The sequence below is a fragment of the Streptomyces sp. BI87 genome, from assembly GCF_025957665.1.
GTDB classification, from domain to species: Bacteria; Actinomycetota; Actinomycetes; order Streptomycetales; family Streptomycetaceae; genus Streptomyces; species Streptomyces albidoflavus.
This window is the reverse complement of sequence record NZ_CP110079.1, coordinates 3,774,702-3,796,796: the sequence shown is the minus strand read 5'-3', so window position 1 is coordinate 3,796,796 and position 22,095 is coordinate 3,774,702. Positions and strand designations below refer to the sequence as shown.

26 protein-coding genes are annotated in these 22,095 nt (G+C 74.6%); 13 read left to right on the top strand and 13 right to left on the bottom strand.

What is annotated here, in order from left to right; translation table 11 throughout:
• Positions 1-3: 3 nt before the first annotated feature.
• The 3 genes from OIM89_RS16770 to OIM89_RS16760 all read right to left on the bottom strand — a co-directional run bounded on the left by OIM89_RS16770 (position 4) and on the right by OIM89_RS16760 (position 3,611).
• Positions 4-813 (bottom strand): SAM-dependent methyltransferase, encoded by an 810-nt coding sequence (locus OIM89_RS16770; protein ID WP_030697961.1) that lies wholly within the window; start codon positions 811-813, stop codon positions 4-6.
• A 93-nt stretch (positions 814-906) separates the two neighbouring features.
• Positions 907-2,559: a SpoIIE family protein phosphatase gene (locus OIM89_RS16765; protein ID WP_047470324.1), complete on the bottom strand. Its 1,653-nt coding sequence runs from the start codon at positions 2,557-2,559 to the stop codon at positions 907-909.
• 137 nt (positions 2,560-2,696) lie between these two features.
• Positions 2,697-3,611 carry an NADP-dependent oxidoreductase gene (locus OIM89_RS16760; RefSeq protein WP_030697959.1) on the bottom strand — a complete coding sequence of 305 codons (915 nt, stop codon included), beginning with the start codon at positions 3,609-3,611 and terminating at the stop codon, positions 2,697-2,699.
• 71 nt (positions 3,612-3,682) lie between these two features.
• On the opposite strand from OIM89_RS16760, the gene OIM89_RS16755 reads away from it, so the two are divergent.
• From OIM89_RS16755 to OIM89_RS16740, 4 genes are all read left to right on the top strand, one after another.
• Positions 3,683-4,261 (top strand): TetR/AcrR family transcriptional regulator, encoded by a 579-nt coding sequence (locus OIM89_RS16755; RefSeq protein ID WP_030697958.1) that lies wholly within the window; start codon positions 3,683-3,685, stop codon positions 4,259-4,261.
• A gap of 117 nt (positions 4,262-4,378) precedes the next feature.
• Positions 4,379-6,043, top strand: coding sequence for a urocanate hydratase (hutU, locus tag OIM89_RS16750; protein ID WP_264491393.1), 1,665 nt, complete (start codon positions 4,379-4,381; stop codon positions 6,041-6,043).
• A 48-nt stretch (positions 6,044-6,091) separates the two neighbouring features.
• Positions 6,092-6,925: a phosphotransferase enzyme family protein gene (locus tag OIM89_RS16745; RefSeq protein ID WP_264296948.1), complete on the top strand. Its 834-nt coding sequence runs from the start codon at positions 6,092-6,094 to the stop codon at positions 6,923-6,925.
• Between the two features lie 35 nt (positions 6,926-6,960).
• A complete protein-coding gene (locus OIM89_RS16740) occupies positions 6,961-7,233 on the top strand; it encodes a hypothetical protein (protein ID WP_030697955.1) in 273 nt (90 codons plus the stop codon).
• 9 nt (positions 7,234-7,242) lie between these two features.
• On the opposite strand, the gene tatA is transcribed toward OIM89_RS16740, so the two are convergent.
• The gene (tatA, locus tag OIM89_RS16735) at positions 7,243-7,461 is read right to left on the bottom strand and encodes a Sec-independent protein translocase subunit TatA (protein WP_195730813.1); all 219 of its coding nucleotides are present in this window, start codon (positions 7,459-7,461) and stop codon (positions 7,243-7,245) included.
• Positions 7,462-7,571: 110 nt separating this feature from the next.
• Here tatA and OIM89_RS16730 point away from each other — a divergent pair, with 110 nt between their 5' ends.
• Complete coding sequence (locus tag OIM89_RS16730) at positions 7,572-9,029, top strand: LCP family protein (protein WP_264491392.1); 1,458 nt, start codon at positions 7,572-7,574, stop codon at positions 9,027-9,029.
• Positions 9,030-9,087: 58 nt separating this feature from the next.
• On the opposite strand, the gene mgtA is transcribed toward OIM89_RS16730, so the two are convergent.
• From mgtA to OIM89_RS16715, 3 genes are read right to left on the bottom strand one after another with little or no spacing between them, the layout of a single operon-like run.
• Positions 9,088-11,718, bottom strand: a complete 2,631-nt coding sequence (gene mgtA, locus OIM89_RS16725; protein WP_226965451.1) for a magnesium-translocating P-type ATPase — start codon at positions 11,716-11,718, stop codon at positions 9,088-9,090.
• The gene (locus OIM89_RS16720) at positions 11,702-12,061 is read right to left on the bottom strand and encodes an ArsR/SmtB family transcription factor (RefSeq protein WP_030697951.1); all 360 of its coding nucleotides are present in this window, start codon (positions 12,059-12,061) and stop codon (positions 11,702-11,704) included. Before OIM89_RS16720 ends, mgtA begins: the two co-directional genes overlap by 17 nt.
• Before the next feature lie 54 nt (positions 12,062-12,115).
• The gene (locus tag OIM89_RS16715; protein WP_030697950.1) at positions 12,116-12,847 is read right to left on the bottom strand and encodes an SDR family oxidoreductase; all 732 of its coding nucleotides are present in this window, start codon (positions 12,845-12,847) and stop codon (positions 12,116-12,118) included.
• A gap of 65 nt (positions 12,848-12,912) precedes the next feature.
• Here OIM89_RS16715 and OIM89_RS16710 point away from each other — a divergent pair, with 65 nt between their 5' ends.
• Positions 12,913-13,272: a MerR family DNA-binding transcriptional regulator gene (locus OIM89_RS16710; RefSeq protein ID WP_051727204.1), complete on the top strand. Its 360-nt coding sequence runs from the start codon at positions 12,913-12,915 to the stop codon at positions 13,270-13,272.
• A gap of 35 nt (positions 13,273-13,307) precedes the next feature.
• Here OIM89_RS16710 and OIM89_RS16705 read toward each other — a convergent pair whose 3' ends face one another.
• Both OIM89_RS16705 and OIM89_RS16700 read right to left on the bottom strand, forming a co-directional pair.
• Positions 13,308-14,036, bottom strand: coding sequence for a type 1 glutamine amidotransferase (locus OIM89_RS16705; protein WP_051727208.1), 729 nt, complete (start codon positions 14,034-14,036; stop codon positions 13,308-13,310).
• 153 nt (positions 14,037-14,189) lie between these two features.
• Complete coding sequence (locus tag OIM89_RS16700; protein WP_030697947.1) at positions 14,190-15,476, bottom strand: NAD(P)/FAD-dependent oxidoreductase; 1,287 nt, start codon at positions 15,474-15,476, stop codon at positions 14,190-14,192.
• Positions 15,477-15,548: 72 nt separating this feature from the next.
• Between OIM89_RS16700 and OIM89_RS16695 the strand changes: the two genes are divergently transcribed.
• The 5 genes from OIM89_RS16695 (at position 15,549) to OIM89_RS16675 (ending at position 17,987) form a co-directional block, all read left to right on the top strand.
• Entirely contained in the window at positions 15,549-15,968 is a 420-nt protein-coding gene (locus OIM89_RS16695) for an NUDIX hydrolase (RefSeq protein WP_195730811.1), read from the top strand.
• A gap of 34 nt (positions 15,969-16,002) precedes the next feature.
• Positions 16,003-16,548 carry a hypothetical protein gene (locus tag OIM89_RS16690; protein WP_030697945.1) on the top strand — a complete coding sequence of 182 codons (546 nt, stop codon included), beginning with the start codon at positions 16,003-16,005 and terminating at the stop codon, positions 16,546-16,548.
• Positions 16,545-16,853: a Mu-like prophage major head subunit gpT family protein gene (locus tag OIM89_RS16685; protein ID WP_226965452.1), complete on the top strand. Its 309-nt coding sequence runs from the start codon at positions 16,545-16,547 to the stop codon at positions 16,851-16,853. The genes OIM89_RS16690 and OIM89_RS16685 overlap by 4 nt, the downstream gene beginning before the upstream one ends.
• 26 nt (positions 16,854-16,879) lie before the next feature.
• Complete coding sequence (locus OIM89_RS16680) at positions 16,880-17,575, top strand: class I SAM-dependent methyltransferase (RefSeq protein WP_151169014.1); 696 nt, start codon at positions 16,880-16,882, stop codon at positions 17,573-17,575.
• Between the two features lie 61 nt (positions 17,576-17,636).
• Entirely contained in the window at positions 17,637-17,987 is a 351-nt protein-coding gene (locus OIM89_RS16675) for a hypothetical protein (protein WP_030697942.1), read from the top strand.
• A gap of 39 nt (positions 17,988-18,026) precedes the next feature.
• Here the strand turns inward: OIM89_RS16675 and OIM89_RS16670 are convergent, their stop codons facing one another.
• The 3 genes from OIM89_RS16670 to OIM89_RS16660 all read right to left on the bottom strand — a co-directional run bounded on the left by OIM89_RS16670 (position 18,027) and on the right by OIM89_RS16660 (position 20,285).
• The gene (locus OIM89_RS16670) at positions 18,027-18,782 is read right to left on the bottom strand and encodes a hypothetical protein (protein ID WP_175458948.1); all 756 of its coding nucleotides are present in this window, start codon (positions 18,780-18,782) and stop codon (positions 18,027-18,029) included.
• A gap of 232 nt (positions 18,783-19,014) precedes the next feature.
• Positions 19,015-19,389, bottom strand: coding sequence for a VOC family protein (locus OIM89_RS16665; RefSeq protein WP_264491391.1), 375 nt, complete (start codon positions 19,387-19,389; stop codon positions 19,015-19,017).
• On the bottom strand, positions 19,335-20,285 hold the full coding sequence (locus OIM89_RS16660) for an EamA/RhaT family transporter (protein WP_226965453.1): 951 nt from the start codon (positions 20,283-20,285) through the stop codon (positions 19,335-19,337). Before OIM89_RS16660 ends, OIM89_RS16665 begins: the two co-directional genes overlap by 55 nt.
• A 103-nt stretch (positions 20,286-20,388) precedes the next feature.
• Here OIM89_RS16660 and OIM89_RS16655 point away from each other — a divergent pair, with 103 nt between their 5' ends.
• Both OIM89_RS16655 and OIM89_RS16650 read left to right on the top strand, forming a co-directional pair.
• Positions 20,389-20,862: a hypothetical protein gene (locus OIM89_RS16655; RefSeq protein WP_063830380.1), complete on the top strand. Its 474-nt coding sequence runs from the start codon at positions 20,389-20,391 to the stop codon at positions 20,860-20,862.
• Positions 20,863-20,865: 3 nt separating this feature from the next.
• A complete protein-coding gene (locus OIM89_RS16650; protein ID WP_030697937.1) occupies positions 20,866-21,054 on the top strand; it encodes a hypothetical protein in 189 nt (62 codons plus the stop codon).
• Positions 21,055-21,063: 9 nt separating this feature from the next.
• Here the strand turns inward: OIM89_RS16650 and OIM89_RS16645 are convergent, their stop codons facing one another.
• Entirely contained in the window at positions 21,064-21,957 is an 894-nt protein-coding gene (locus OIM89_RS16645) for an NAD-dependent protein deacetylase (RefSeq protein ID WP_030697936.1), read from the bottom strand.
• Positions 21,958-22,095 lie beyond the last annotated feature (138 nt).

Here is a 22,095-nt window from a genome sequence, read left to right as displayed (position 1 = left end):
GGGTCAGCGCTTGCGGGCGACGGCCCCGTACATGGCGATGTCGCGGCCCTCGACGCCCTCCTGCTCGGGGCCGGGGCGCCAGGTGTGGACCTGGGTGACGCCCGGGTCGAGCAGGTCCATGCCGTCGAAGAAGGAGGTGGCGGTGGCGAGGTCGCGCAGGGCCATGGGCATGCTCTGCTGCCGGTACTCCTCAGCGACCCGGCCGACCTCCTCGGGGGCGAAGTCGGCGGTACCGATGGTCATGGCCAGGTAGCTGCCGGAGGGCAGCGGGTCCAGGAGCCGGGCGACCAGGCGGCGGTCCTCCGGGGGCAGGATGAAGTGCATGATGCCGATGATCATCAGGCCGACCGGCTTGTCCAGGTCGATGAGGTCGCGGAACTCGGGGCTGCCGAGGATGGCGTCCGGGTCGTGCATGTCGGCGTCCACGTACGCCGTGGCGCCCTCGGGCGAGCTGCGGAGCAGGGCCCGGGCGTGGGCCAGGACGATGGGGTCGTTGTCGACGTAGACCACGTGCGACTCGGGGGCGACCTCCTGCACCACCTCGTGGAGGTTGGGCGAGGTCGGCAGGCCGGTGCCGATGTCGAGGAACTGGCGGACGCCGTGCTCCTCGGCGAGGTACCGGCCCGCGCGGTGCATGAACCGGCGGTTCTCCCGCATGTGCACGGGGAGCGCGGGCCAGTGCCGCCGCATCGCCTCGCCCGCCTCGGCGTCGACCGGGTAGTGGTCCTTGCCACCCAGGATGTAGTCGTAGACGCGGGCGGAGTGGGCTCGGGAGGTCACCAGTCCGCTCGGGCGCGGGTCCGGGCTGTTCATGCGGCGTCCCTTTCGGTCGAACACGTGCGTGGGGTCATCTTCTCCTGCCTCTGCCCGGAGCGCCGCAGCATGTACGCGCCGGTTGGCCGGAGTTCACCGTTTCCCCCGTACCTGGAGGGCGATGACGGCGATGTCGTCGAGGCGGTTCTGCACCGGCGGCAGCAGTCCCTGGACCAGTTCGGCCAGGGGGAGGCCGAGGCCCGCGAGTTCGTCGGTCCGTTCGCGCAGCCGCCCGAGGTTGTGGCCGATGTCGGTGCCGGGTGTCTCCACCAGTCCGTCGGTGTAGAGGACGAGCACGTCGCCCTCCCGCAGGACCGCGTGCAGGTCGGAGCGGGGGACGGCGTCGGCGACGCAGAGCGGCGGGTCGGCCGTCGTCAGGCCGTGCAGGTACCGCGCGGGCTGCCCGGCCGGGATCAGCAGGGGCGGCGGATGGCCCGCGTTGGAGAGGGTGACGTGCCAGAGCTCCTCGCTCTTGCGGCGCAGGATCGCGTGGACCGCCGTGACCATCGACGGCGTGTCGAGGGCCTGGACGACCCGGTCCAGGCGGGCCAGGGTCGCGGCGGGGCTGGTGTCGGGGCCGCTGTCGTAGGCGAGGGCGCGCAGCATGCTGTTGACGCGGCCCATGGTGGTGGCGGCGTCCACGTCGTGGCCCGCGATGTCGCCGATGGAGAGGGCGAGGGCGTCCGGGGCGAGGCTGACCGCGTCGTACCAGTCGCCGCCGACCTCGGCGTCCGAGTCCGCCGGGTGGTAGAGGGCCGTGCTGACCAGCCCCGCGACGGGCGGCGGGGCGGCCAGGAAGGACTGCTGGAGGGCGAGGGCGGTCTCCCGGGCGCTCTGGAGTTCCATGGTCCGCCGCAGGGGGCCGCTCATCTGCTGGAAGACGTCCTGGAGCAGGGCGAGGTCGCCTTCGTCGCAGGGCGGGTTTCCGCGACAGGTCGCGGTGGCGGCCAGTGCGACCGTCCGCCCGGAGACCACCACGGGCACCAGGGCCACGCTGGTCGCCCCGGCCTCCCGCAGCCACCGGGCCGAGGCGGGCGAGATCCCCTCCTCGGGCGGGTGGCCCTCGGGGAAGGTCATCAGCTGGGCCTGCTGCTCGCGCATGGCGCGCTGCGCCACGGGCCCCAGCAGGAAGTCCGGCTCCAGCGGGGAGAGGGCGGGCAGGCCGGGGGCGAGGTCGACGCGCTCGACCTGGTCCACCGGCAGGGTGCCCGTACTCCAGGAGTCGGTGGCCTTCTCGTGCGGGACGAGGAAGATCGCGACGGCGTCGGCGAGCTCGGGGACGACGGCGGCGGCGGTCGTCATGAACGCCTCGCTGAGGTCGCGGGCGGCCGGGACCGGGGCCATCCGGGCCAGCAGCTTCTCGCGGGTCCGGGTCCGCCAGTGCTCCTCGGCGTCGGCGACGCTGCCGACCCACTCGATCCGGCCGGCCTGGTCCTCGACGGGGGTGGCGACGATCCGCACGTACCGGTGGCGGCCGCTGCCGCCCTCCGCGCGCATGCGCACGATGGTGTCCAGGGGGGTCCGCTCCCGGGTGGCCCGGAGCCACTTGCGCTCCAGCCCGTCCCGGTCCTTGGGGTGGATCGCGTCGGTCCACGAGCCGTCCTCGCCCGGGTGCCACAGCTTCTCCTGGACCTCGCCGCCGACCAGCGTGGTGACGACCCCGTCGGCGGAGAGCGTCCAGACGGTCTGCGGCACGGCACCGAGAAGCGCCTCGTACCGCCTCAGGAGGCGGTCGCTGTCGGTCACCGCTGCCTCCTTCGCCCCGCGGCACCGCCGACCGGGCTGCGGCAGAGATCCTCCCGGCGGCACGCAGGAGGAAGCGGCTCCTCCGCAGCGCCAGTATCACCCGCCCCGGCCCACTCGGCATGCGCGGCGCCGGCCCCTCAGCCGGCACTCCCCTCCCCGACCAGCAGGACCCGGCGCCCTCGCGTGTGCCCGGCCTGGCTGTCGGCGTGGGCCCGGGCGGCCTCGGCGAGCGGGTACGCCCGGGTGACCGGAATGTGCAGCTCACCCCGGTGGAGCATGGCCACGGTCGCGTCGAGCGCGGCCCACACGTCGCCCGCCGTCCCGGAGAACCGCACCCCCTGCTCCGGCGCCGTCAGGTCCGCGATGGAGACGACCCGGCCCGCCTCCCCGGTCAGCCCGACCAGCTCCCGGACCACTCCGGCCCCGGCCAGGTCCAGGGCCGCGTCCACGGGGCCGAGCCGCCGCACCCGCCCGGTCCACCCCGGGCCGTACGTCGTGGCGTCGGCGCCCAGGCTCCGCAGGTACTCCTGGTTGGCGGGCCCGGCGGTGCCGGTCACGGCGATGCCCCGGGCGCGGGCGACCTGGAGCACCGCCGACCCGACCCCGCCGGCGGCACCGCTCACCAGCAGCCGCTGCCCGGGGCGGACGCCGACCTCGCCGAGGACGCGCAGGGCGGTCTCCATGACCGAGGGGTAGCCGGCCGCCTCCGCGAAGGAGAGCCCCTCGGGCATCGGGGCCCAGGCCGACAGCACGGCGAACTCCGCGTAGGTCTCGGCGCCCTCGCCGAACACCCGGTCCCCGGGCCGTACCCCTTCGACGCCCTCGCCGACCTCGTCGACCACCCCGGCGGCGTCCAGTCCGAGCCCCGCGGGCAGCGGGGCGGGCGGGTGCGCGCCCAGCTTCTGACCCTCGCGGACGCGCCAGTCGACCGGGTTCACCCCGGCCGCCCGCACGGCGATCCGTATCCGGCCGGGGCCCGCGTGGGGCTCCCCGGCCTCGGTCAGGCGCAGCACCTCGGGGCCGCCGTACGCGGCGAAGCTCACTTTTCTCATGCCGGGAAACGTAGCACTAACGGTTAGCTTTTTTGAACCGTTACGTTTTCGTGGCTGATAGCGTACGGACCATGCCCGAGCCGACCGGACGCCGCGCACGCAAGAAGGCCGCGACCCGACAGAAGATCGCCGAGACCGCCCTGCGGCTCTTCCTGGAGCGCGGCTACGAGGCAGTGGGCATCCGCGAGGTGGCCGCCGAGGCGGACGTCGCCGTCACCACGCTCTTCTCGCACTTCCCGGCCAAGGAGGCCCTGGTCTTCGCGGAGGACGCCGACTTCGCGCGCCGCCTCATCGAGGCCGTCACCGACGAGGCGCCGGGGGCCCCGCTCGTCCCCGCCCTGCGCCGCGAGGTCGAGGCGCTGGTCCGGCACTGCTCCTCGGACGAGGCCGCCCCCGTGTACCACCTGATCGACACCACCCCCGCCCTGCGCGAGTACGAGGCGGCCATGCGGCAGCGCCACGCCGACGCGCTGGCCACCGCCCTCACCGGGACCCGGGCCGGGAGCCCGACGGCCTGCCGCGCCCTGGCCACCTTCACCGTCGACGCCTACGCGCTGGCCCGGGACGCGGACGAGCCCTCCGCCGCGCTGGACGAACTCTTCGCGATGATCGAGGCGGCCTGGGCGGCGGGGGGACCGGCCCGGCCGTAGCCACCCGGCCCGCCCCGTCTCGTATCCGAGATTTCGCGGCGCGCCCTCTGGTCCGGCCCGCCGCCGCGCCCTGTCATGGGGAGACCCGGCCCACCCGGCCCACCCCAGGAGGCAGCAGTGAGCACCGTTCCCCCGTACTCCCCCGTCCGTGCCGCCCGCGGCACCACGCTCAGCTGTCTCGGCTGGCAGCAGGAGGGCGCGCTGCGGATGCTGATGAACAACCTGGACCCGGAGGTGGCCGAGCACCCCGAGGAGCTGGTGGTCTACGGCGGTACCGGCAAGGCGGCCCGGAACTGGGAGGCGTACCACGCGATCGTGCGGACCCTGCGCACGCTCAAGGACGACGAGACGCTGCTCGTGCAGTCGGGCAAGCCGGTCGGGGTGCTGCGGACCAGCGAGTGGGCGCCGCGCGTGCTCATCGCCAACTCGCACCTGGTCGGCGACTGGGCCAACTGGGAGGAGTTCCGCGGCCTGGAGCAGCGCGGGCTGATCATGTACGGCCAGATGACGGCCGGTTCGTGGATCTACATCGGCAGCCAGGGCATCCTCCAGGGCACCTTCGAGACCTTCGGCGCCGTCGCCCGCAAGCGGTTCGGCGGCAGCCTCGCCGGGACGATCACGCTCACCGCCGGGCTCGGCGGGATGGGCGGCGCCCAGCCGCTCGCCGTCACCATGAACGACGGCGTCGCCCTCTGCGTCGAGGCCGACCCCACCCGCATCGCCCGCCGCCTGGAGCGCCGCTACCTGGACGTGGCCGCCGACGACCTGGACCACGCCATGCGCCTGGCCACCGAGGCCCGCGACGCCCGCCGCCCGCTCTCCGTCGGCCTGGCGGGGAACGCCGCCGAGGTCTTCCCCGAACTGCTGCGCCGGGGCGCCCCGATCGACATCGTCACCGACCAGACCTCCGCCCACGACCCGCTCGCCTACCTGCCCGAGGGCGTCGCCGTCGAGGAGTGGCGCACGCTGGCCGCCGCCGACCCCGCCGCCTTCACCGAGCGGGCCCGCGCCTCCATGGCCCGCCACGTCGAGGCGATGGTCGGCTTCCAGGACGCGGGCGCCGAGGTCTTCGACTACGGCAACTCGATCCGCGACGAGGCCCGCAAGGGCGGCTACGACCGGGCGTTCGCCTTCCCCGGCTTCGTCCCCGCCTACATCCGGCCGCTCTTCGAGGAGGGGCGCGGCCCGTTCCGCTGGGCGGCGCTCTCCGGCGACCCGAAGGACATCGAGGCGACCGACCGCGCGCTCGTCGAGCTGTTCCCCGACAACACCCACCTGCACCGCTGGCTGAAGCTGGCCGGCGAACGCGTCACCTACGAGGGACTGCCCGCCCGCATCTGCTGGCTCGGCTACGGCGAACGTCACCGCGCGGGGCTCCGCTTCAACGAGATGGTCGCCTCCGGCGAACTCTCCGCCCCGGTCGTGCTCGGCCGCGACCACCTCGACTCCGGCTCGGTCGCCTCCCCGTACCGCGAGACCGAGGGGATGCTCGACGGCTCCGACGCCATCGCCGACTGGCCGCTCCTCAACGCCCTGGTCAACACCGCCTCCGGCGCCACCTGGGTCTCCCTGCACCACGGCGGCGGCGTCGGCATGGGCCGCTCGATCCACGCCGGGCAGGTCTGCGTCGCCGACGGCACCGACCTGGCCGCCGCCAAGCTGGAACGCGTCCTCACCAACGACCCCGCCATGGGCGTCCTGCGCCACACCGACGCGGGCTACCCGCACGCGAGCGAAGTCGCGCGGGAGCGCGGGGTACGGGTGCCGATGAACGAGGGGTGATCCGGCGGCCGGTGGGTACGGATGGCCCCGAGCGTGGAGGAGGCGCCGGTGCACGCGTCGGAAGGGGCCCGGGCGGTGGCCGTGGCCAGGTCGGTCGCGGCCTCGCTCGGCCTGCCCGCCGACGAGGCGGCCGTCCTGCACGACTCGAACAAGCTCACCCTGCGGCTGCTGCCCGCCGACACCCTGGCGCGGGTGGCGCCCGCCGCCGACCAGGTCGCGGAGTTCGAGGTCGGCCTCGCCCGGCGGCTCACCGAGGCCGGCTGCCCGGTGGGCGCGCTCGACCCCCGGGTGGAGCCGCGCGTCTACGAGCGGGACGGCTTCGTCGTCACCCTGTGGAGGTACTACGAGCCGGTGGCGGCGGGCGAGGTCACTCCGGACGCGTTCGCCCGCGCGCTGGCCCGCTTGCACACCGGGATGCGTGAACTGGACGTGCCGGCGCCCCGGTTCACCGAGCGCGTCGAGCGGGCCCAGCGGTTCCTGGCCGACCACGAGCGCACGCCCGGCCTCGTCCCGGCGGACCGGTCCCTGCTCCAGGAGACCCTGAGCGTTACGGCGGAGTGGATCGCCGCACGCGGCGCCCCCGAACAGCTGCTCCACGGCGAACCGCATCCGGGCAACGTCCTCGCCACCGCACACGGCCCCCTCTTCATCGACTGGGAGACCTGCTGCCGGGGCCCGGTCGAGTTCGACCTCGCGCACGCGCCCGAGGAGGTGGGACCCGCTTACCCGGGCGTGGACGCGGAGCTGCTGCACCGCTGCCGACTCCTCGTGCTGGCGATCGTCACGGTGTGGCGCTGGGACCGCGAGGACCTCTTCCCGGACGGGCGGCGCATGGGCGAGGAATGGCTGGCACGGACCAGGGCGGCGGCCGGGCGGGACTGACCCGCACCCTTCAACAGTTGCGTAAATAGACAACTATGCTCGGTGCCATGGACGATGCGACGACCCCGCGCCCCGCCGACGCCGCGACCGAACCCGCCGTACTGGACGACGGCCCCGCGGCCGGACTGCGCCTGCGCATCACCGGCCGCCCGGCGATCCTCCAGGTCACGCGCGCGTGCGAGAGGGAACAGGCGCCCGGCGAGACCGCTGAGCGGGAGTTCGGCGTGACCGAGGTGTACGTGTACCGGCGCGACTGGCGGGTGAAGAGCCCGCCCCTGCGGTACGGGTACGACCCGGCCAGCCCCTGAGCCGGCCCGTCAGGCGGCAGGCGGGCCCGGACGCTCGGCCTTCGCGCCCTCGGCCGGGGCGGCGGCGGCCCCTTCCTCCTCCTTCAGCGCCCGCGCCTCGCTCTTGAGAATGCGCAGGGAGCGGCCCAGCCCCCGGGCCGCGTCGGGGAGTTTCTTCGAGCCGAACAGCACGATGACCACGAGGGCCACGATCAGCAGATGCCAGGGCTTCAGGGCGTTGGCGTACACGGCGGGCCCGTCCTCTCCTCGTACAGCGCGGGCCCCCGGGGGTGACCCCGCCTCGTCAGTTGCTAGATTGCGCAACCATAATAACGACGGGCTACGGTGAGGCGGCGGGGATGGCACGGGCGCACAGGCACAAGGACCGCCGACCCCGGCGGCGCGGCCGGGAGAAGCCCCGCCGCGCGCTGCGGACCACGCTCGCCGTCGGGCTGTCGCTGGCCGTGCTGACGGGGGCGGGCGCGGGCTGGGCGTACCTGCGGCTGGGCAACAACATCGACACCTTCGGCGCCGACGGCCTCTCCGACCACCGCCCCTCCTCGGCGGCGCTCGGCCAGAACGTGCTGGTCATCGGCTCCGACTCGCGCTCCGGCGAGAACAGCTCGCTGGGCGGCGGTCAGGGGGAGGTGGGCCGCTCCGACACCGCCTTCCTGCTCCACGTCTACGCCGACGGGAAGCACGCGGTGGCCGTCTCCATCCCCCGGGACACCCTGGTGGAGATCCCCGCCTGCAAGCTCCCGGACGGCAGCTGGACGGAGCCGCGCGAGCAGGCCATGTTCAACGCCGCGTTCTCGGTCGGCGAGACCCCCGAGGGCAACCCCGCCTGCACCCAGAACACCGTCGAGAAGCTGACCGGGCTCCGGGTCGACCACACCGTCGTCGTCGACTTCCAGGGCTTCGCCGCCCTCACCGAGGCCGTCGGCGGGGTACGGATATGCCTCCCCGCCGACATCCACCAGGGCGACCTGGACCCGAACCGCACCACCCCGGGCAAGCGCGTCTTCCGCAAGGGCGTCCAGGAGGTGCAGGGCCAGGCCGCGCTGGACTACGTACGGCTGCGCCACGGCGTCGGCGACGGCTCCGACATAGGCCGGATCAAACGACAGCAGGCCTTCGTCGGCGCCCTGGTCAAGAAGGTGCGCGAGGACGGGCTGACCCCCACCCGCCTGCTGCCGCTCGCCGACGCCGCCACCCGCTCCCTCACCGTCGACCCCGGCCTCGGCTCCGCCGACCGCCTCATCTCCTTCGCCATGTCGCTGAAGAACGTCGAACTCGACGACACCCGTTTCGTCACCGTCCCCTGGCGGTACGAGGGGGCCCGCGTCGCCGTCGTCCAGCCCGAGGCCGACGCCCTGTGGGCCGCCCTCCGCGCCGACCGGCCGCTCGAAGAGAAGGGGAAGGAGGAGGAAGGGGAGGGAGAGGAAGCGGTCGACGGGGCCGGGATCGCGGTCGCCGTCGCCAACGGGACGACCGTCACCGGGCTGGCCGCCCGCGCCGCCGAGGCGCTGAGCGCGCACGGGTTCACCGTGACCGGGACCAGCACCGCGCCGGAGCAGGGCGGCCCGACCACCGTCGTCCACCACGGTCCCGGTGACCGCGAGGCCGCCGCCACCGTCGCCCGCCTCTTCCCCGGCGCGAAGCTCGCCGCCTCCCCGGACCCGGGCGTACGCGTCACGGTGGGCGAGGAGTACGCGGACACGCCCTCGCCCGGCCCGTCTCCGAAGCCGTCCAGGGCCCCCGGCGAGGACGCCCGTTCCGCCGCCGACGACATCTGCTCCGACCTGAGCTACGGCTGAGGGCGCCCGGGACCGGAGGAGCAGCGGGAGTCGCGGGAGTCGCGGGAGTCGCCGGGGTTCACACCGCGCCGCCCGCCCGCTCGTGCCGCCGGCGGGCCAGTACGAGGACGACCGCGTACAGGGCCAGCACGGTGGCGAGCAGCGCGTAGTAGAGCGGGGGCAGGGTGCCCATCGCGAGGAGCGGGCCGAGCGGGGAGAGCGGGAGGAGGACGCCGATCACCGCCAGGCCGAGGGCGGCGCGGTGGACGGGCCCGGTGGACCGGCCCTCGGCGGCGTGGCGGCCGCCGCGCAGGATGACCATGACGAGGGCCTGGGTCAGCAGGTTCTCCGTGAACCAGCCCGCGTGGAACGCCTCCTGGGAGGCGAGGGTGTCATGGGTGGTGAGGGCGAGGACGCCGAAGGTGGCCACGTCGGCGGCGGCGTTGATCAGACCGAACCCGGTGATGAAGCGGAGGAAGCCGCGTGGGCGCAGCCGGATCGGGCGGCGCAGCACGGCGCGCGAGGGGCGTTCGTAGGCGAAGGCGAGCTGGGCGGCGTCGAAGCAGAGGTTCTGGACCAGGACCTGGGCCGGGAGCATCGGCAGGAACGGCAGCAGCAGGGCGGTGGCGAGCATCGCGAAGACGTTGCCGAGGTTGGAGGAGAGGGTGATCCGCAGGTAGGTGCCGATGTTGCCGCCGCTGTGGCGTCCGGCGGTGATCGCCCGGTCGACGGCGGCGAGGTCCTTCTCGGCGAGGACCACGTCGGCGCTCTCGCGGACCGCGTCCACCGCCCCGCGCGGGCAGAGGCCGACATCGGCGGCGTGCAGGGCGGGCAGGTCGTTGACGCCGTCGCCGAGGAAGCCGACGGTGTGCCCGCCGGCCCGGAGCGCGGTGACGATGCGGGCCTTGTGCTCGGGCCCGCACCGCGCGAAGACCGTCGTACGCCGGGCCACGGCGCCCAGTTCGGCGTCGGTGAGGCGGTCGGTCTCGTCGGCGGTGAGGACCTGGCCGGGGTCGAGGCCGAGGTCGCGGCAGACCTGGGCGGCGGTGCCGGGGTGGTCCCCGGTGAGGATCTTGACGCCGACGCCGCGCCCGGCCAGTTCCCCGAGGGCGTCGGCGGCGGTGGGGGCGAGGGCGTCGCCGAAGGTGACCAGGCCCCGGAAGGTGAGGCCGCGTTCGTCGGCGTGGGTCCACTCGCCGGGCCGGGAGTCCCGCTCGGCGACGGCCACCGCGAGGAGCCGGGAGCCGGCGGCGGCCTCGGTGGCGGCGAGGCCGAGCAGCCGCTCCCGCTCGTCCGGGTCGAGGGCGCACCGGTCGAGGACCTGCTCGACGGCGCCCTTGACGACGAGGGTGTGGCGGCCGAGCCGCCCCGGGGTGCGGACGACGGCGGTGGACAGGCGCCGGACCGGGTCGAAGGGGAGCGCGGCGACGCCCTCGGGCCCGTCGGCGGCCTCCTCCCCGGCGGCCTCCAGGACCGCTTCGTCCAGGGCGTCCGGGACCGGCAGGTCGGCGAGGTGCAGCGTCCACCAGGCGTTGGCGGCGGCCCACCGCAGCACCTCGGGGTCGTCCTGGCCCTCGGCGTCCAGGGCGCGGGTGACGACGGGCCGGTCCTGGGTGAGGGTGCCGGTCTTGTCGAGGCAGAGCACGTCGACGGCGCCGAGGTCGTGCAGGGCGGGCAGCCGGGTGACGATGACCCGGTGCTCGCGGGCGAGGCGTGAGGCGCCGCGCGCCAGGGCGGTGGTCACCACGACGGGCAGCATCTCGGGGGTGAGCCCGACCGCGACGGCCACCGCGAACGGCAGCGTCTCCAGGCCGCGCCCGTGCAGCGCCGCCCCGGCGACCAGCACCAGCGGCGGGGTGAGCAGCATGAACCGGATCAGCGTCCAGGAGATGCCGTGCACCGACCGGTCGAAGGCGGTGAACCGCCGCCCGTCGCCCGCCCGGTGGGCGGCGGCGAACCGGGTGGCCGCGCCGGTCGCGGTGACCAGCGCGGTGGCGCTGCCGTAGGCGACGCTGCTGCCCTGGAAGCAGAGGTGCGGCGGCGCGAACGGGCCGGGCGGCGGCGCCCCCGGCTCTTGCACGGCCTCCTTCGCCACCGGCGCCGACTCCCCGGTCAGCGCCTGCTGATGGACGCTGAGCCCGGTCGCCCGCAACAGCCGTACGTCGGCGGGGACCAGGTCGCCGGGGCCGAGCCGGACCACGTCACCGGGGACCACCTCGCCGACCGGGATCTCCCGCGCCTGGGGCGGACCCTCCTCGTCGGCCCGGCGGACCACGGTGGCGGTGGTGGGGAGCAGGGCGCGCAGCAGGCCGACGGAACGGTCCGCCCGGTGTTCGCCGGTGACCCGCAGGACGCAGCTGACCAGCACCAGGGAGCAGATCACGGTGGCCGTGCCCCAGGCGGCGACGACGGCGGAGAGCAGGCCGAGGCAGAGCAGCACGGTGGTGAAGGGGTCGCGCAGGCTGTGCAGCAGGCGGCGGCGCCGGGTGATCCGGCGCCGCGCCGGCAGCGCGTTCTCCCCGTGCCGGGCCAGCCGCCGGGCCGCCTCGTCCTCGGTGAGGCCACGCGGGCCGCTGCCGTGGGCGCGCAGCAGCTGGAGCGAGGTGAGCCGGGTGGCGTCCGGCGGGGCGGCGGGCTCGGGGGCGGGCGGCTGGGGTGGTACGGGTGCGGCCGCCCGGCAGACGGCCGCCCGCTCAGCCACCGGCTCCACGCAGGCGCCTCGGCCGGCCGGCGTCGGCGGCCTCCTGCTCGGCGAGCCGCCCGACCATCGACTGGACGACGGTGACCACGTCCGGGTCGTCGACGAAGTAGACCTGGCGGCGGCCCTCGCGCCGGGAGCGGACGAGTCCGGCCAGCTTCAGCTTGGTCAGGTGCTGGCTGACGGCCGGGAGCGCCCCGCCGACCCGCTGGGCGAGCCCGCTGACGTCGCTCTCGCCCTCGGCCAGCGCCCAGACGATGTGCAGCCGCGCGGCCGACGAGAGGAGCCCGAAGGTGGTGGCCGCGGCGGCGAGCACCTCGCCGGACGGGTCCTGGAACCCGGTGTCCTGCGCCACTGTCGCCCTCCTTCTCCCGCCTCGTCGGTCCGCCACCCGGCGGGCGGGGCCAGTCTAGGCGGCGCCTCCGGCCGGACGGGCCGCCGCCAGGTGCGGGTAGAGCAGGGCGGGGTCCTCGCCGAGCCGCGCCTTCCAGCGGGCGGTGCGCTCGTCGGCCAGCACTTCGAGGGCACCGGCCTCCAGCCCGTCGAGGGCGGCCCGGACGATCGCCTCGGGCGCCGCCTTCTCGTCCTCGATCCCCGCCATCATGTCGGTGTCGACACTGGCCATCGCGAGCGCCGTGACCTGCGTGCCCTGCCCGGCGAGTTCGTACCGGACGCCGTTGGTCAGCGCCCAGGCCGCCGCCTTGGAGGCGCCGTAGCTGTTGGAGTGCTCGTAGGCCATCCACGCCATGACCGACAGCACGTTGAGCACCGCCCCGCCGCCGCCTGCGGCCAGGACCGGCGCGAAGGCGCGCACCGTGCGCAGCGGGCCGAAGTAGTTGGTCTCCATCTCCCGCCGGATGGACTCCTCGGGCCCGTCGGTGAGCCGGGCGAAGGTGGAGATCCCGGCGTTGTTGACGAGCAGGGTGGTGTCGGCGGCCGTGCGCGCGGCCCGTGCGACCGAGGCGGCGTCGGTGACGTCCAGCTCCAGCGGCACGACCCCGGGCAGCTCGGGCAGGGTCTCGGGCCGCCGGGCTGCGGCGTACACCTTCTTCGCTCCCCGGCGCCGGAGTTCGGCGACGAAGCTGCGGCCGATCCCCCGGTTCGCCCCGGTGACCAGCGCGATCTCATCTCGAATGTCCATGCCCGGTACGCTAGAACCTCACGTCGACGTGAGAGTCAAGCACGCGAAGAGGGGAACTCCGGCCGATGCTGAAGATCGGGGAAGTGGCCCGCCGCACCGGGGTGAGCGTGCGCGCCCTGCGCTACTACGAGGAACAGGGCCTCCTCACCCCCGACCGCACCCCCTCCGGCCAGCGCCGCTATCCCGAGGAGACCGTCGAGGTGGTCCTCCTCTTCCAGCGCTTCTACGCGGCCGGACTCAGCAGCCGGGCCATCGCGGCCCTCCTCCCTTGCGTCAACAACGGCCACCCCAGCACCCCGCAGCGCCACCTGCTCCGCACCGAACGCGACCGCCTCGCCTCCCGCGTCGCGGAGATGACCGACACCCTGCACCGCCTCGACCAGCTCATCACGGACGCGGACCGGCGGGCGGGCGTGGCCGCCTAGTCGTCCGACGGACCGGCCCGGCGGGCCGCACCGCCTCACCCCGCCCCCCGCACCACCCCCGCGAACCGCCCGGCCACCGCGCCCCACACCTCCGCCGCCCCCGCCTCGTCCGCGAGCGCGTCCCGGTGCAGCGCCTCCCGCTCGTACCCGTACCGCCGCAGCCGCTCCTCGTTCCACCGCAGGATGCCGGTGGCCTCGGCCTCGGGGTGGAACTGGACGCCCCACGCCCGCTCCCCCACCCGGAACGCCTGGTACGGGCAGCCCTCGCTCTCGGCGAGCCAGTGGGCGCCGCCGGGGAGGCGGGTGATCGCGTCCACGTGGTTCTGGATGGCGGTGGGGCGGGGTGGCAGGCCGGTGAAGAGCGGGTCGGCGGTGGCCTCGGGGCGCAGTCTCAGCGCGGTCGAGCCGAATTCGGGGCGCCCGTGCTCGCCGCGTACCTCGCCGCCCGCGACCTGGGCGAGGAGCTGGCCGCCGAGGCAGATCCCGAAGTACGGGGTGCCGTCGTCCAGGGCCTGCCGGGCCAGCTCGCGGGTGGGGGCGAGCCAGGGCGCGCGGTCGTCCTCGTCGGGGAGGTAGCCGCCCCCGAGGACGAGGAGGGCGGCGTGGTCGAGGCGCGGGGGCACCGGTTCCCCGTCGTACGCCCGGACGAGGACCGGGGTGACTCCGGCCGCCGCCAGCCAGGCCGCCCACCGCCCCGGTCCCCCGCGCGGGAAGTTCTGGATGACCAGTGCCGTCGTCGCTGCCGTCGTCGCCGTCGCCGTCACGCCCGCGTGCCCCTTCGCCGCCGCACCGCCGCCGGAGAGCCCGGCGGCCCGGCCGCCCAGTAGACAGCGGCGCGGCCGGAGGAGTCCACCCCCGGCCGCGTGCGCCCCGGTACCCGCCACCGTCACAGGGCGGGCCGGTTCAGGGCGGTCCGCTCAGGCGGCGGGCCGGTCCGTGCGTTCGACGACGTCCGCCTGCTCGGGGCTGCCCACGAAGACGTGCTGCCGGGAGTGGCTCAGGTAGGCGAAGATCCACGACACCAGGGCGCGCACCTTCTGGCTGGAGCCGGAGAGCAGCGCCAGGTGGACGGCGAGCCAGACCAGGAAGGCGGCGGGCCCGCGCACCAGCCGTCGGCCGCGGCCGAGTTCGGCGACGGCCGAGCCGCGCCCGATCATCGCCATGTAGCCCCGGTCCTTGTAGCCGAACGGCTCGGTCGGCCGCCCGGCCCGCTGGGCGAGGATGTTGCGGGCGGCCCAGGCTCCGGACTGCTTGGCGACGGAGCCGAGCTGGGGCAGCCGCTCGTCCCGGTCGTCGGTGATGTTGGCGGCGTCCCCGAGCACGTACACGCCCTCGTAGCCCGGGACGGTGAGGTCCTTGGCGACGTCGATGCGCCCGCCACGCCCCTGCGGCATCCCCGATTCGCGGAGCAGCGCACCGGCCTTGAGGCCGCCGGCCCAGATGACCAGGTCGGCGTCCATGGTGGCGCCGTCGGCGAAGCTGAGCCCATCCTTGCGCACCTCGGTGACGGCCGAGCCGAGCTTGAGCCGTACGCCGCGCTCGACCAGCCGGCTGGCCGCGTACGCCTGGGACTTCTTGCTGAAGCCGCCGAGCGTCCGGTCGACCATGTCCACCAGCGCGACCGAGCACCGCTTGGCGAGGTCGCCCACGAAGAGCTTGGGGACGACGTAGTTGATGGCGTCGGCGATGGCCCCGGCGGTCTCCACCCCGGTCGGCCCCGCCCCGACCACGGCCACGTTCATCGGCTTCTGCCCGTTGTCCTTGTCGGCCTGGTCGAGCAGGGCGACCAGCTTGGAGCCGAGCCGGGTGGCGTCGGTGGCGGAGTAGAGCGGGTACGCGTTCTCGCGGGCACCCGGGGTGTCGAAGAAGTTGGCCTCGGCGCCACAGGCGACGATCAGCGCGTCGTCGGCCTCGTACACGGTCCCGTCGGTGAGGGTGATGGTGCGGCGGCCGGGGTCGACGGCGGCCACTCTGGCGGTGAGCACCCGGACCGACGGCTGCTTGCGGAAGATCGACCGCAGCGGCCTGGCCAGCTCCGACACCCCGATCTGGGCGGTGGCCAGCTGGTAGAGCAGCGGCTGGAACTGGTGGTACCCGTGCACGTCCACCAGCAGGGTCCGCACCCCCACACGGCCGAGCTTCGTGGCGGCTTCGATTCCCGCGAAGCCGCCTCCCACGACGATGACCTCGTACGTCTCTGCCATGCCTTCACGCTATGCCCGCTATCCCGGGGGTGCATTCCGGGTGACTTCGGAGGGTGAGCACAATGACCTCCGATGAGTACCCCACACACCCCCGCCACACCTCTGACCGTCTCCGCCGCCGTCCTCGTCCGCGACGGACGCCTCCTCGTGGTGAGCAAGCAGGCCGCGCCCGGTCTCTTCTACCTGCCGGGCGGCAAGCCCGACCCCGGCGAGACCTCCGAGCAGGCCCTCCACCGCGAGCTGCACGAGGAACTGGGCATCACTCTCCGCCACCACCGCTTCCTCGCCGAGATCTCCGCCACCGCCGCCCTGGAGGGCGTCCCGATGCGCATGCGCGTCTACGAGGGCGAGACCCCCGACACCCCCCGCCCGGCCGCCGAACTGGCCGCCCTGCGCTGGACGGACGGCCGCGACCCGGGCCTGACACTGGCCCCGGCCGTCTCCGGCCAGGTCGTCCCCCTGCTGCGGGAGCGGGGGCTGCTGCCGGGCTGACCTGTTGTCAGTGGGCCGCCCTAGGCTCGTCCACGTGATCGAAAGACTGTGCGAGAACTACGCGGACGACGAGGTCAACCTGGTCTTCGTCCGGGGGATGCCGCTGACCTGGCTGGTGGCGGGGCTCGTGCGGTCGCACCGGATGGTGGTCGCGGGCAGGGAGGAAGCCGGCTGGGCCTGGGTGGTGCACCTGATGCACGACGCCGAGGAGGAGGACTACGCCCCGGTCGACTACCGGCCCCTGTGCCCCGCCGGGACGGAACTGGTGGTCTTCGAGACCGAGCCGTGCCGGGGCAAGGCGCACGGCCCCGCCTTCACCTACTACCGGGACGGCCGGACGGTGGTGCACTTCAGCTTCGAGGACCTACGGCAGCGCGTCGGCGACGACCCCGACCACCTCTCGCCCGAACTGCTGGCGGCGGGGCTCATCGGCCCCGGTACCCCCTGTCCGCCGGCCGGGGAGGACGGGCACCTGTGCTGGGAGCACAGCGACGCCGACGAGCTGCGGCTGCTGCGGACGCTCGCCGCCCACTTCGCCCTGCCCTCGCCGCCCTTCACCCCGGAGGTGACCCACCCGTGAACACGCTGCCGCCGAACCGGCCGGCCCTGTTCTGCAAGGGGTTCGACCTGCCGGGGCTCACCGGCGGCTTCGCCCAGCTCTTCCTCAACATCGGCGAGCGCCGCGAGTCCCGGCGCGGCGGCACCCACCCCGACGAGCTGGTCGGCCCGCTGCTGGCGGCGGGCATCGTCGGCGACACCTCCCGCTACGACGCCGACCCCGCCTTCAACGCGGACGGCCGCCACACCCTCGCCCTCCTGGCCGCCCACTACGGCCTGCCCAGCCCTCCGCTCCCCCTCCCGGCAGGGAACTCCCCTTCCGCGTAAGGCGTTTGAGGATTATGGAGACCAGGATGCGGAAGGGTTACCAAGGAACCGGACCCGGCGCGATCACCCCGGACGGATGCGCCGTCGAGCTGTACTCCCGGCTGCCGATCGGGGCGGAACCGGAGATCATCGCGGCGGCGGTGCCGCCCCGCGCGCACATCCTGGAGCTGGGGTGCGGGGTCGGACGGATGACGCACCCGCTGGTGGAGCGCGGGTTCACGGTGACGGCGGTGGACGAGTCGGCGGAGATGACCGACCGCGTCCTCGGCGCCCGCACGGTGTGCAGCCCCATCGAGGAGCTGGAGCTGGGCGAGCGGTTCGACGTCGTGCTGCTCGCTTCGTTCCTGGTCCACGCGGGCGACGCCGAGGTCCGCCGCGGCCTGCTCCGCACCTGCCTGCGCCACCTCGCGCCGGGCGGCGTCGTCCTCATCCAGCGCGAGGGCGAGGACTACCACTCCGACGTCCCCCGCGAACGCGTCGACCCGGCCGGTTTCACCGTCCGCATCGCCTCCGACGAACCGCTCGGCGACGGCGTCCACCGCGTCCGCTGCGAGTACACCTTCCCCGACGCCGAGTGGACCCAGACCTTCGTCTCCCGCCCGATGACCCGGCAGCAGTTCGAGGACGCCTTGGCCGAGGCGGGACTCCAGGTCGACAGGTACCTGACGGAGGACCGGGTCTGGGTGCGGGCGGTGGCGGCGCCGGGCGCGTCCCCGTCATGAGCCCGGGCTGACGGGGCACGATGTCGGCATCATCGCGAGCCGGACGACGAGGAGTGTCCCCATGATCGAGGCCGAGAACATCAGGGACTGGCGGGACCACAACGTCGTGGACGCCGAGGGCCACAAGATCGGCACCCTGGAATCGGTCTACGTCGACACGGTCAGCGACAGCCCGTTCATGATCGGCATCGTGATCGGCCTGCCGACCCGCCGGCGCATCACCTTCGCGCCCCTGGAGAAGGCGGTCGTCTCCCCCTCGTACGTGAAGGTGGCGTGGCCCAGGCAGCTGGTGAAGGAGGCGCCCACCATCAGCACCGACGGCGAACTCCTCGCCGAACAGGAGCGGGGCATCTTCGACCACTACGGCCTGGAGTTCGGCGTGGGCCACAGCCGCCGGCTGGCCCGGCGGTGACGCCCCGGCCGGGGCTCGCCGGCCCCGGCCCGGCCCGGGTCAGCCCTGGACCTGCTTCGGGTCGACCACCTCGTCCGCCGGGGGCTCCTCGGCGTCGACCTTCTTGTTGTAGTCGGTGAGGGTGGTCTCGCCCGGATTCTCGCCGCCCTTGTTGACGGCCTTGAGAATGTACGGCTCGCCCTCGGTGGCGACGTAGAGGGTGAATTCCTCGCCGTTCCCGGACTTCTTGGTGAGGGTCAGGGCGGATTCGCCGTTCACCTCGGTCTCCTTGCCCTTCTTCATTCCCTGGCGTTCGGACTTGTCGCTGTCGAGGGCGGCGACGACGGCCTGCTTGTCGCACATTCCCTCGGTGCCGGCCTCGTCCGCGTCGGACTTGACCCACTTGCCCGCGAGCTTGTCGACGGCCCCGTCGGAGGCGGCGCCCTGGGCCTTGAGGACGTTCTTCCAGAACGCCTTGTCGGCGCGGAGGTAGACGGCCTGGCCGGCCTGGACCACGTCGGCCTCGGCCTCGGGGCCGGTGAGGGTGCCGGTGCAGTTGTCCTTGTTGTCGACGCTGAAGTCGAGCTTCATCTCCTGGCCCTGCTGCTCGCCGGTGCCGGTGATGTGGACGGACTCGGCGTCCCGGGTGGCCTTCACGGCCGCCGCGGCTATCTCGTCGGCGCTCTTCCCGGCGAACGGGCCCTTCTCGCCGGAGCCCGCCGAGCCGCCGCCGTCCCCGCCCTCCCCGCAGCCGGCCAGCACGGACACGCCGAGCGTGACGGCGCCGAACAGGACGAGAACCTTCTTCGCGGACATAGGAATCCTCCCGTGGGAATACTGAAAGCGTGAGCGTGCGCTTGAGGGTGAATGCGCGGGAGAGGCGGTCCCGGAATTCGCCGGGACCGGCGCAATCGCCCGCTGAAGCGCGCCTGCCCGTAATGCGCGTGAGGATTCCGGGGACATTCCGTGCCGCCACGTTCGCGCCACGAGCGAGCGTGCCCGGCCATCCTCCGGAATTCCGGAATGAAATCCTCCGCCTATTTCTCCCTCATCCCCGCCCCGCCACCACCTCCGTCGGCTTCGCGCACACGCAGAAGAGGTTGGACTCCGGGTCGGCGACGATCACGTAGTCGTCCTCGGGGTCGTCCGTGACGTGCTCGACCGGGCGGGCGCCGAGCCCGGTGAGGCGGGCCACCTCGCCCTCCTGGTCGTCGGTGTAGAGGTCCAGGTGCATCTGGTCGCGGGCGGTGACGGGGGTCAGGGCCCGTTGCAGCGAGAGGTTGACCCGCGCCCCGTACAGGACGCGGAAGTCGTCGCCGGGGTCGGTGGAGGAGGGGACGAGGTCGAGTGCCGCGCTCCAGAAGCGGGTCATGGTGTCGAGATCGGCGCAGTTGATGACGGTGGAACCGAGTCGGATACCCATGCCACCCCACCTTCCCCGTCCGGCGCCGCCCGGCCGCGCAGCCGCGCCGGACGCCGTTCCACCGTCCTCGTCCCCCGCCCGGCGACCACCGCGACCGCGCCCACCACGTGGCCCGCGCCGGGCGCCCCGGCCCCCATCACGGCGGTGGTCGCCACGGCGCTCAGCGGCACCGACCCGCTGACCAGCACGGCCCGTTCGGCGCCGAGGACGTCCAGCGCGGTGAACCACAGCACGTACGCGACGGCCGTCGCCACCGCCGCCAGCTGCCCGGGCGTCGGCAGCACGTACGCCCCGGTGGCCACCACCCCGGCGAGGCAGATCGGCACGGCGGACGCGCGGGCGGACGCGGAGACCCTGAGCGCTCCCAGCGGCGCCACCAGCGGAGCCGCGACCAGCACCCCGGCCGCGACCACCCGCCCGCTGGGCCGGGCGCGGGCGAAGAGCGGGGTCAGCACGCCGACCACCAGCGGGGCGGTGCCGACGACGACGAACGCCGGATCGGTGTGGTGCCCGGCGGCGGTGGCGGCGACGCTGAAGCCGGCCATGCCGAAGCCCGCCAGGACCAGGACGCACAGCCACTGCCCGGGGGTGATCCGGGGCGCGGGGCCGGGCGGTCCGGGCGTACGGCTGGCCGCGCGGCTGCGGGAGCTGATCCGGGCCGGGGCGGCGCGCTGCGGCCGGGCACGGTGCTGCCGCCGACGCGGGCCGTGGCGGCGGAGTTCGGACTGTCGCCCCGCCGTGGTCCCGCGAGGCGGAGGTCCTGTCGGCCGTACGCGCCGGGGGGCTACGACGTCCAGGGGCTCGGCGAATGCGCTCTCGCCCCGCCACCGCCGGACCGGCCCGGCGGCGGCCTCGTCATCGGCCTCGCGGCGCTGGCCCCGACCGCGATCACCCACCTGGTGGGCGTGGCGCGGGCGGCGGGGGCGCCCCCGCCGCCACCCGGCACGCCCCGGCCGCCAGGATGAGAACTCCGCCGGCCCCGGACCCGGGAGGCTCCCCGTGCCCACCCCCGCCGACCACCTCGCCCTCGCCCGCACGGCCCGAGACGGTGCCGTGCTGCTCCGGCTCGCGCGCACCCCGTACTCCTTCGTGTGGCAGGCCCTGGCCACCAATCCGCACACGCCGTCCGCCGCCCTCGTGGAACTGGCCGGGTCCCGCGACAGCCCTCACAACGACAACGGCCTCCTCCGCCTGCTGGCGGAACGCCCCGACGCCGGTCCGGTCGTCCTGCGCGCCACCCTGGCCGCCGTCGCGGCGAAGCTCGCGGAAGGCGAACGGCCGTACGCCGCCGTGCTCGCCCTCGCCGGCCGCCCGGAACTCGACCCCGCCGAGGTGGCCGCGCTCGGCACGCTCCCCGGCGCCTCCGCCCGCCTGCGCCGCGGGCTCGCCCGGCGGCTGGCCGACCGGCCGCCCGCTTACCGCCTCCCCGGCGGGGAACACGCGGGGACGGAGGGGAACACGGCGGAAGGATGAGACATGCGCGAGGACATCAGGACCGTACGGCTCTTCGCCGCCCTCCTCGTCGCGATGGGCGTCTTCGGCACCGTCGCGGGCTCGATCGCCTCGCACTCCGTGCCGGTCGCCCTCGGCGTGATCGCCACGCTGAGCGGTGTGATCCTGACCGTCTTCACCTGCGTCGCCCGGCGGAGGGCCGCGCCCCGGTGAAGGCGTGCCCTACGAGCCGGGTGCCTCGTCCAGCGGTACCCCCAGCCGCCCCGCCACCGCGCTGAGGGCGTCCCCCAGCGGCAGGGCGACGCGGGCGAGGGCGTGACGGTCGCCCCGGGTCGGGTCCCGGTTGACGATCAGCACGGGCTGACCGGCCTGGGCCGCCTGGCGGACGAACCGGAGTCCGGACATCACGGTCAGCGAGGAGCCCAGTACCAGCAGCGCGCTCGCCTCGCGGACCAGGGCGCGGCACTGTTCGGCCCGCTGCGGCGGCACCGCCTCGCCGAAGAAGACCACGTCCGGCTTGAGGACGCCGCCGCAGACGGTGCAGGAGACCACCTGGAAGTCGCCGACCTGCGCGTCGGTGAGGTCGGCGTCCCCGTCCGGATTGATCCCGGCGGCCACCGGCGCGAACCCCTTGTTGGCCTCCTCCAGCCGGAGCGCCAGCTCACGCCGGTCGCTGAAGTCACCGCAGCTCAGGCAGACGACCCGGTCCAGGCGCCCGTGGAGGTCGACGACGCCCTCGCTCCCCGCGGCCTGGTGCAGCCCGTCGACGTTCTGGGTGATCACCCCGGAGAGCAGACCGTGCCGCCCGAACGCGGCCACCGCCCGGTGCCCGGCGTTGGGCAGGGCCCGGCCGAAGGTCCGCCAGCCGAGGTGGCTGCGGGCCCAGTACCGGCGCCGGGCGGCGGGGTCGGCGGTGAAGTCCTGGTAGGTCATCGGGGTGTGCCGGCTCAGGCTGCCGCCCTCACCCCGGTAGTCGGGGATGCCCGACTCGGTGGAGATGCCCGCCCCGCTCAGCACCAGCACCCCGCCCCGGCCCAGCGCCTCGGCGACCGGCGCCAGGTCCGTGGTGCCCGGCGAGGGCTCCTCGGTGGGGGTCCAGCTCAGGGTGGGTCGCATCCGCATGCCTCCAGGGTACGGAGGCGGCCCCGGTACCGCCGGGGGTGCGTTTCCGGCCGTAATCGCTGACAGGTGCATGACCATGAAGCGGGAGCGGCAGAGGTCCCTTGGCCCGGCGCGGAGCCGAGCCCCCCTGAC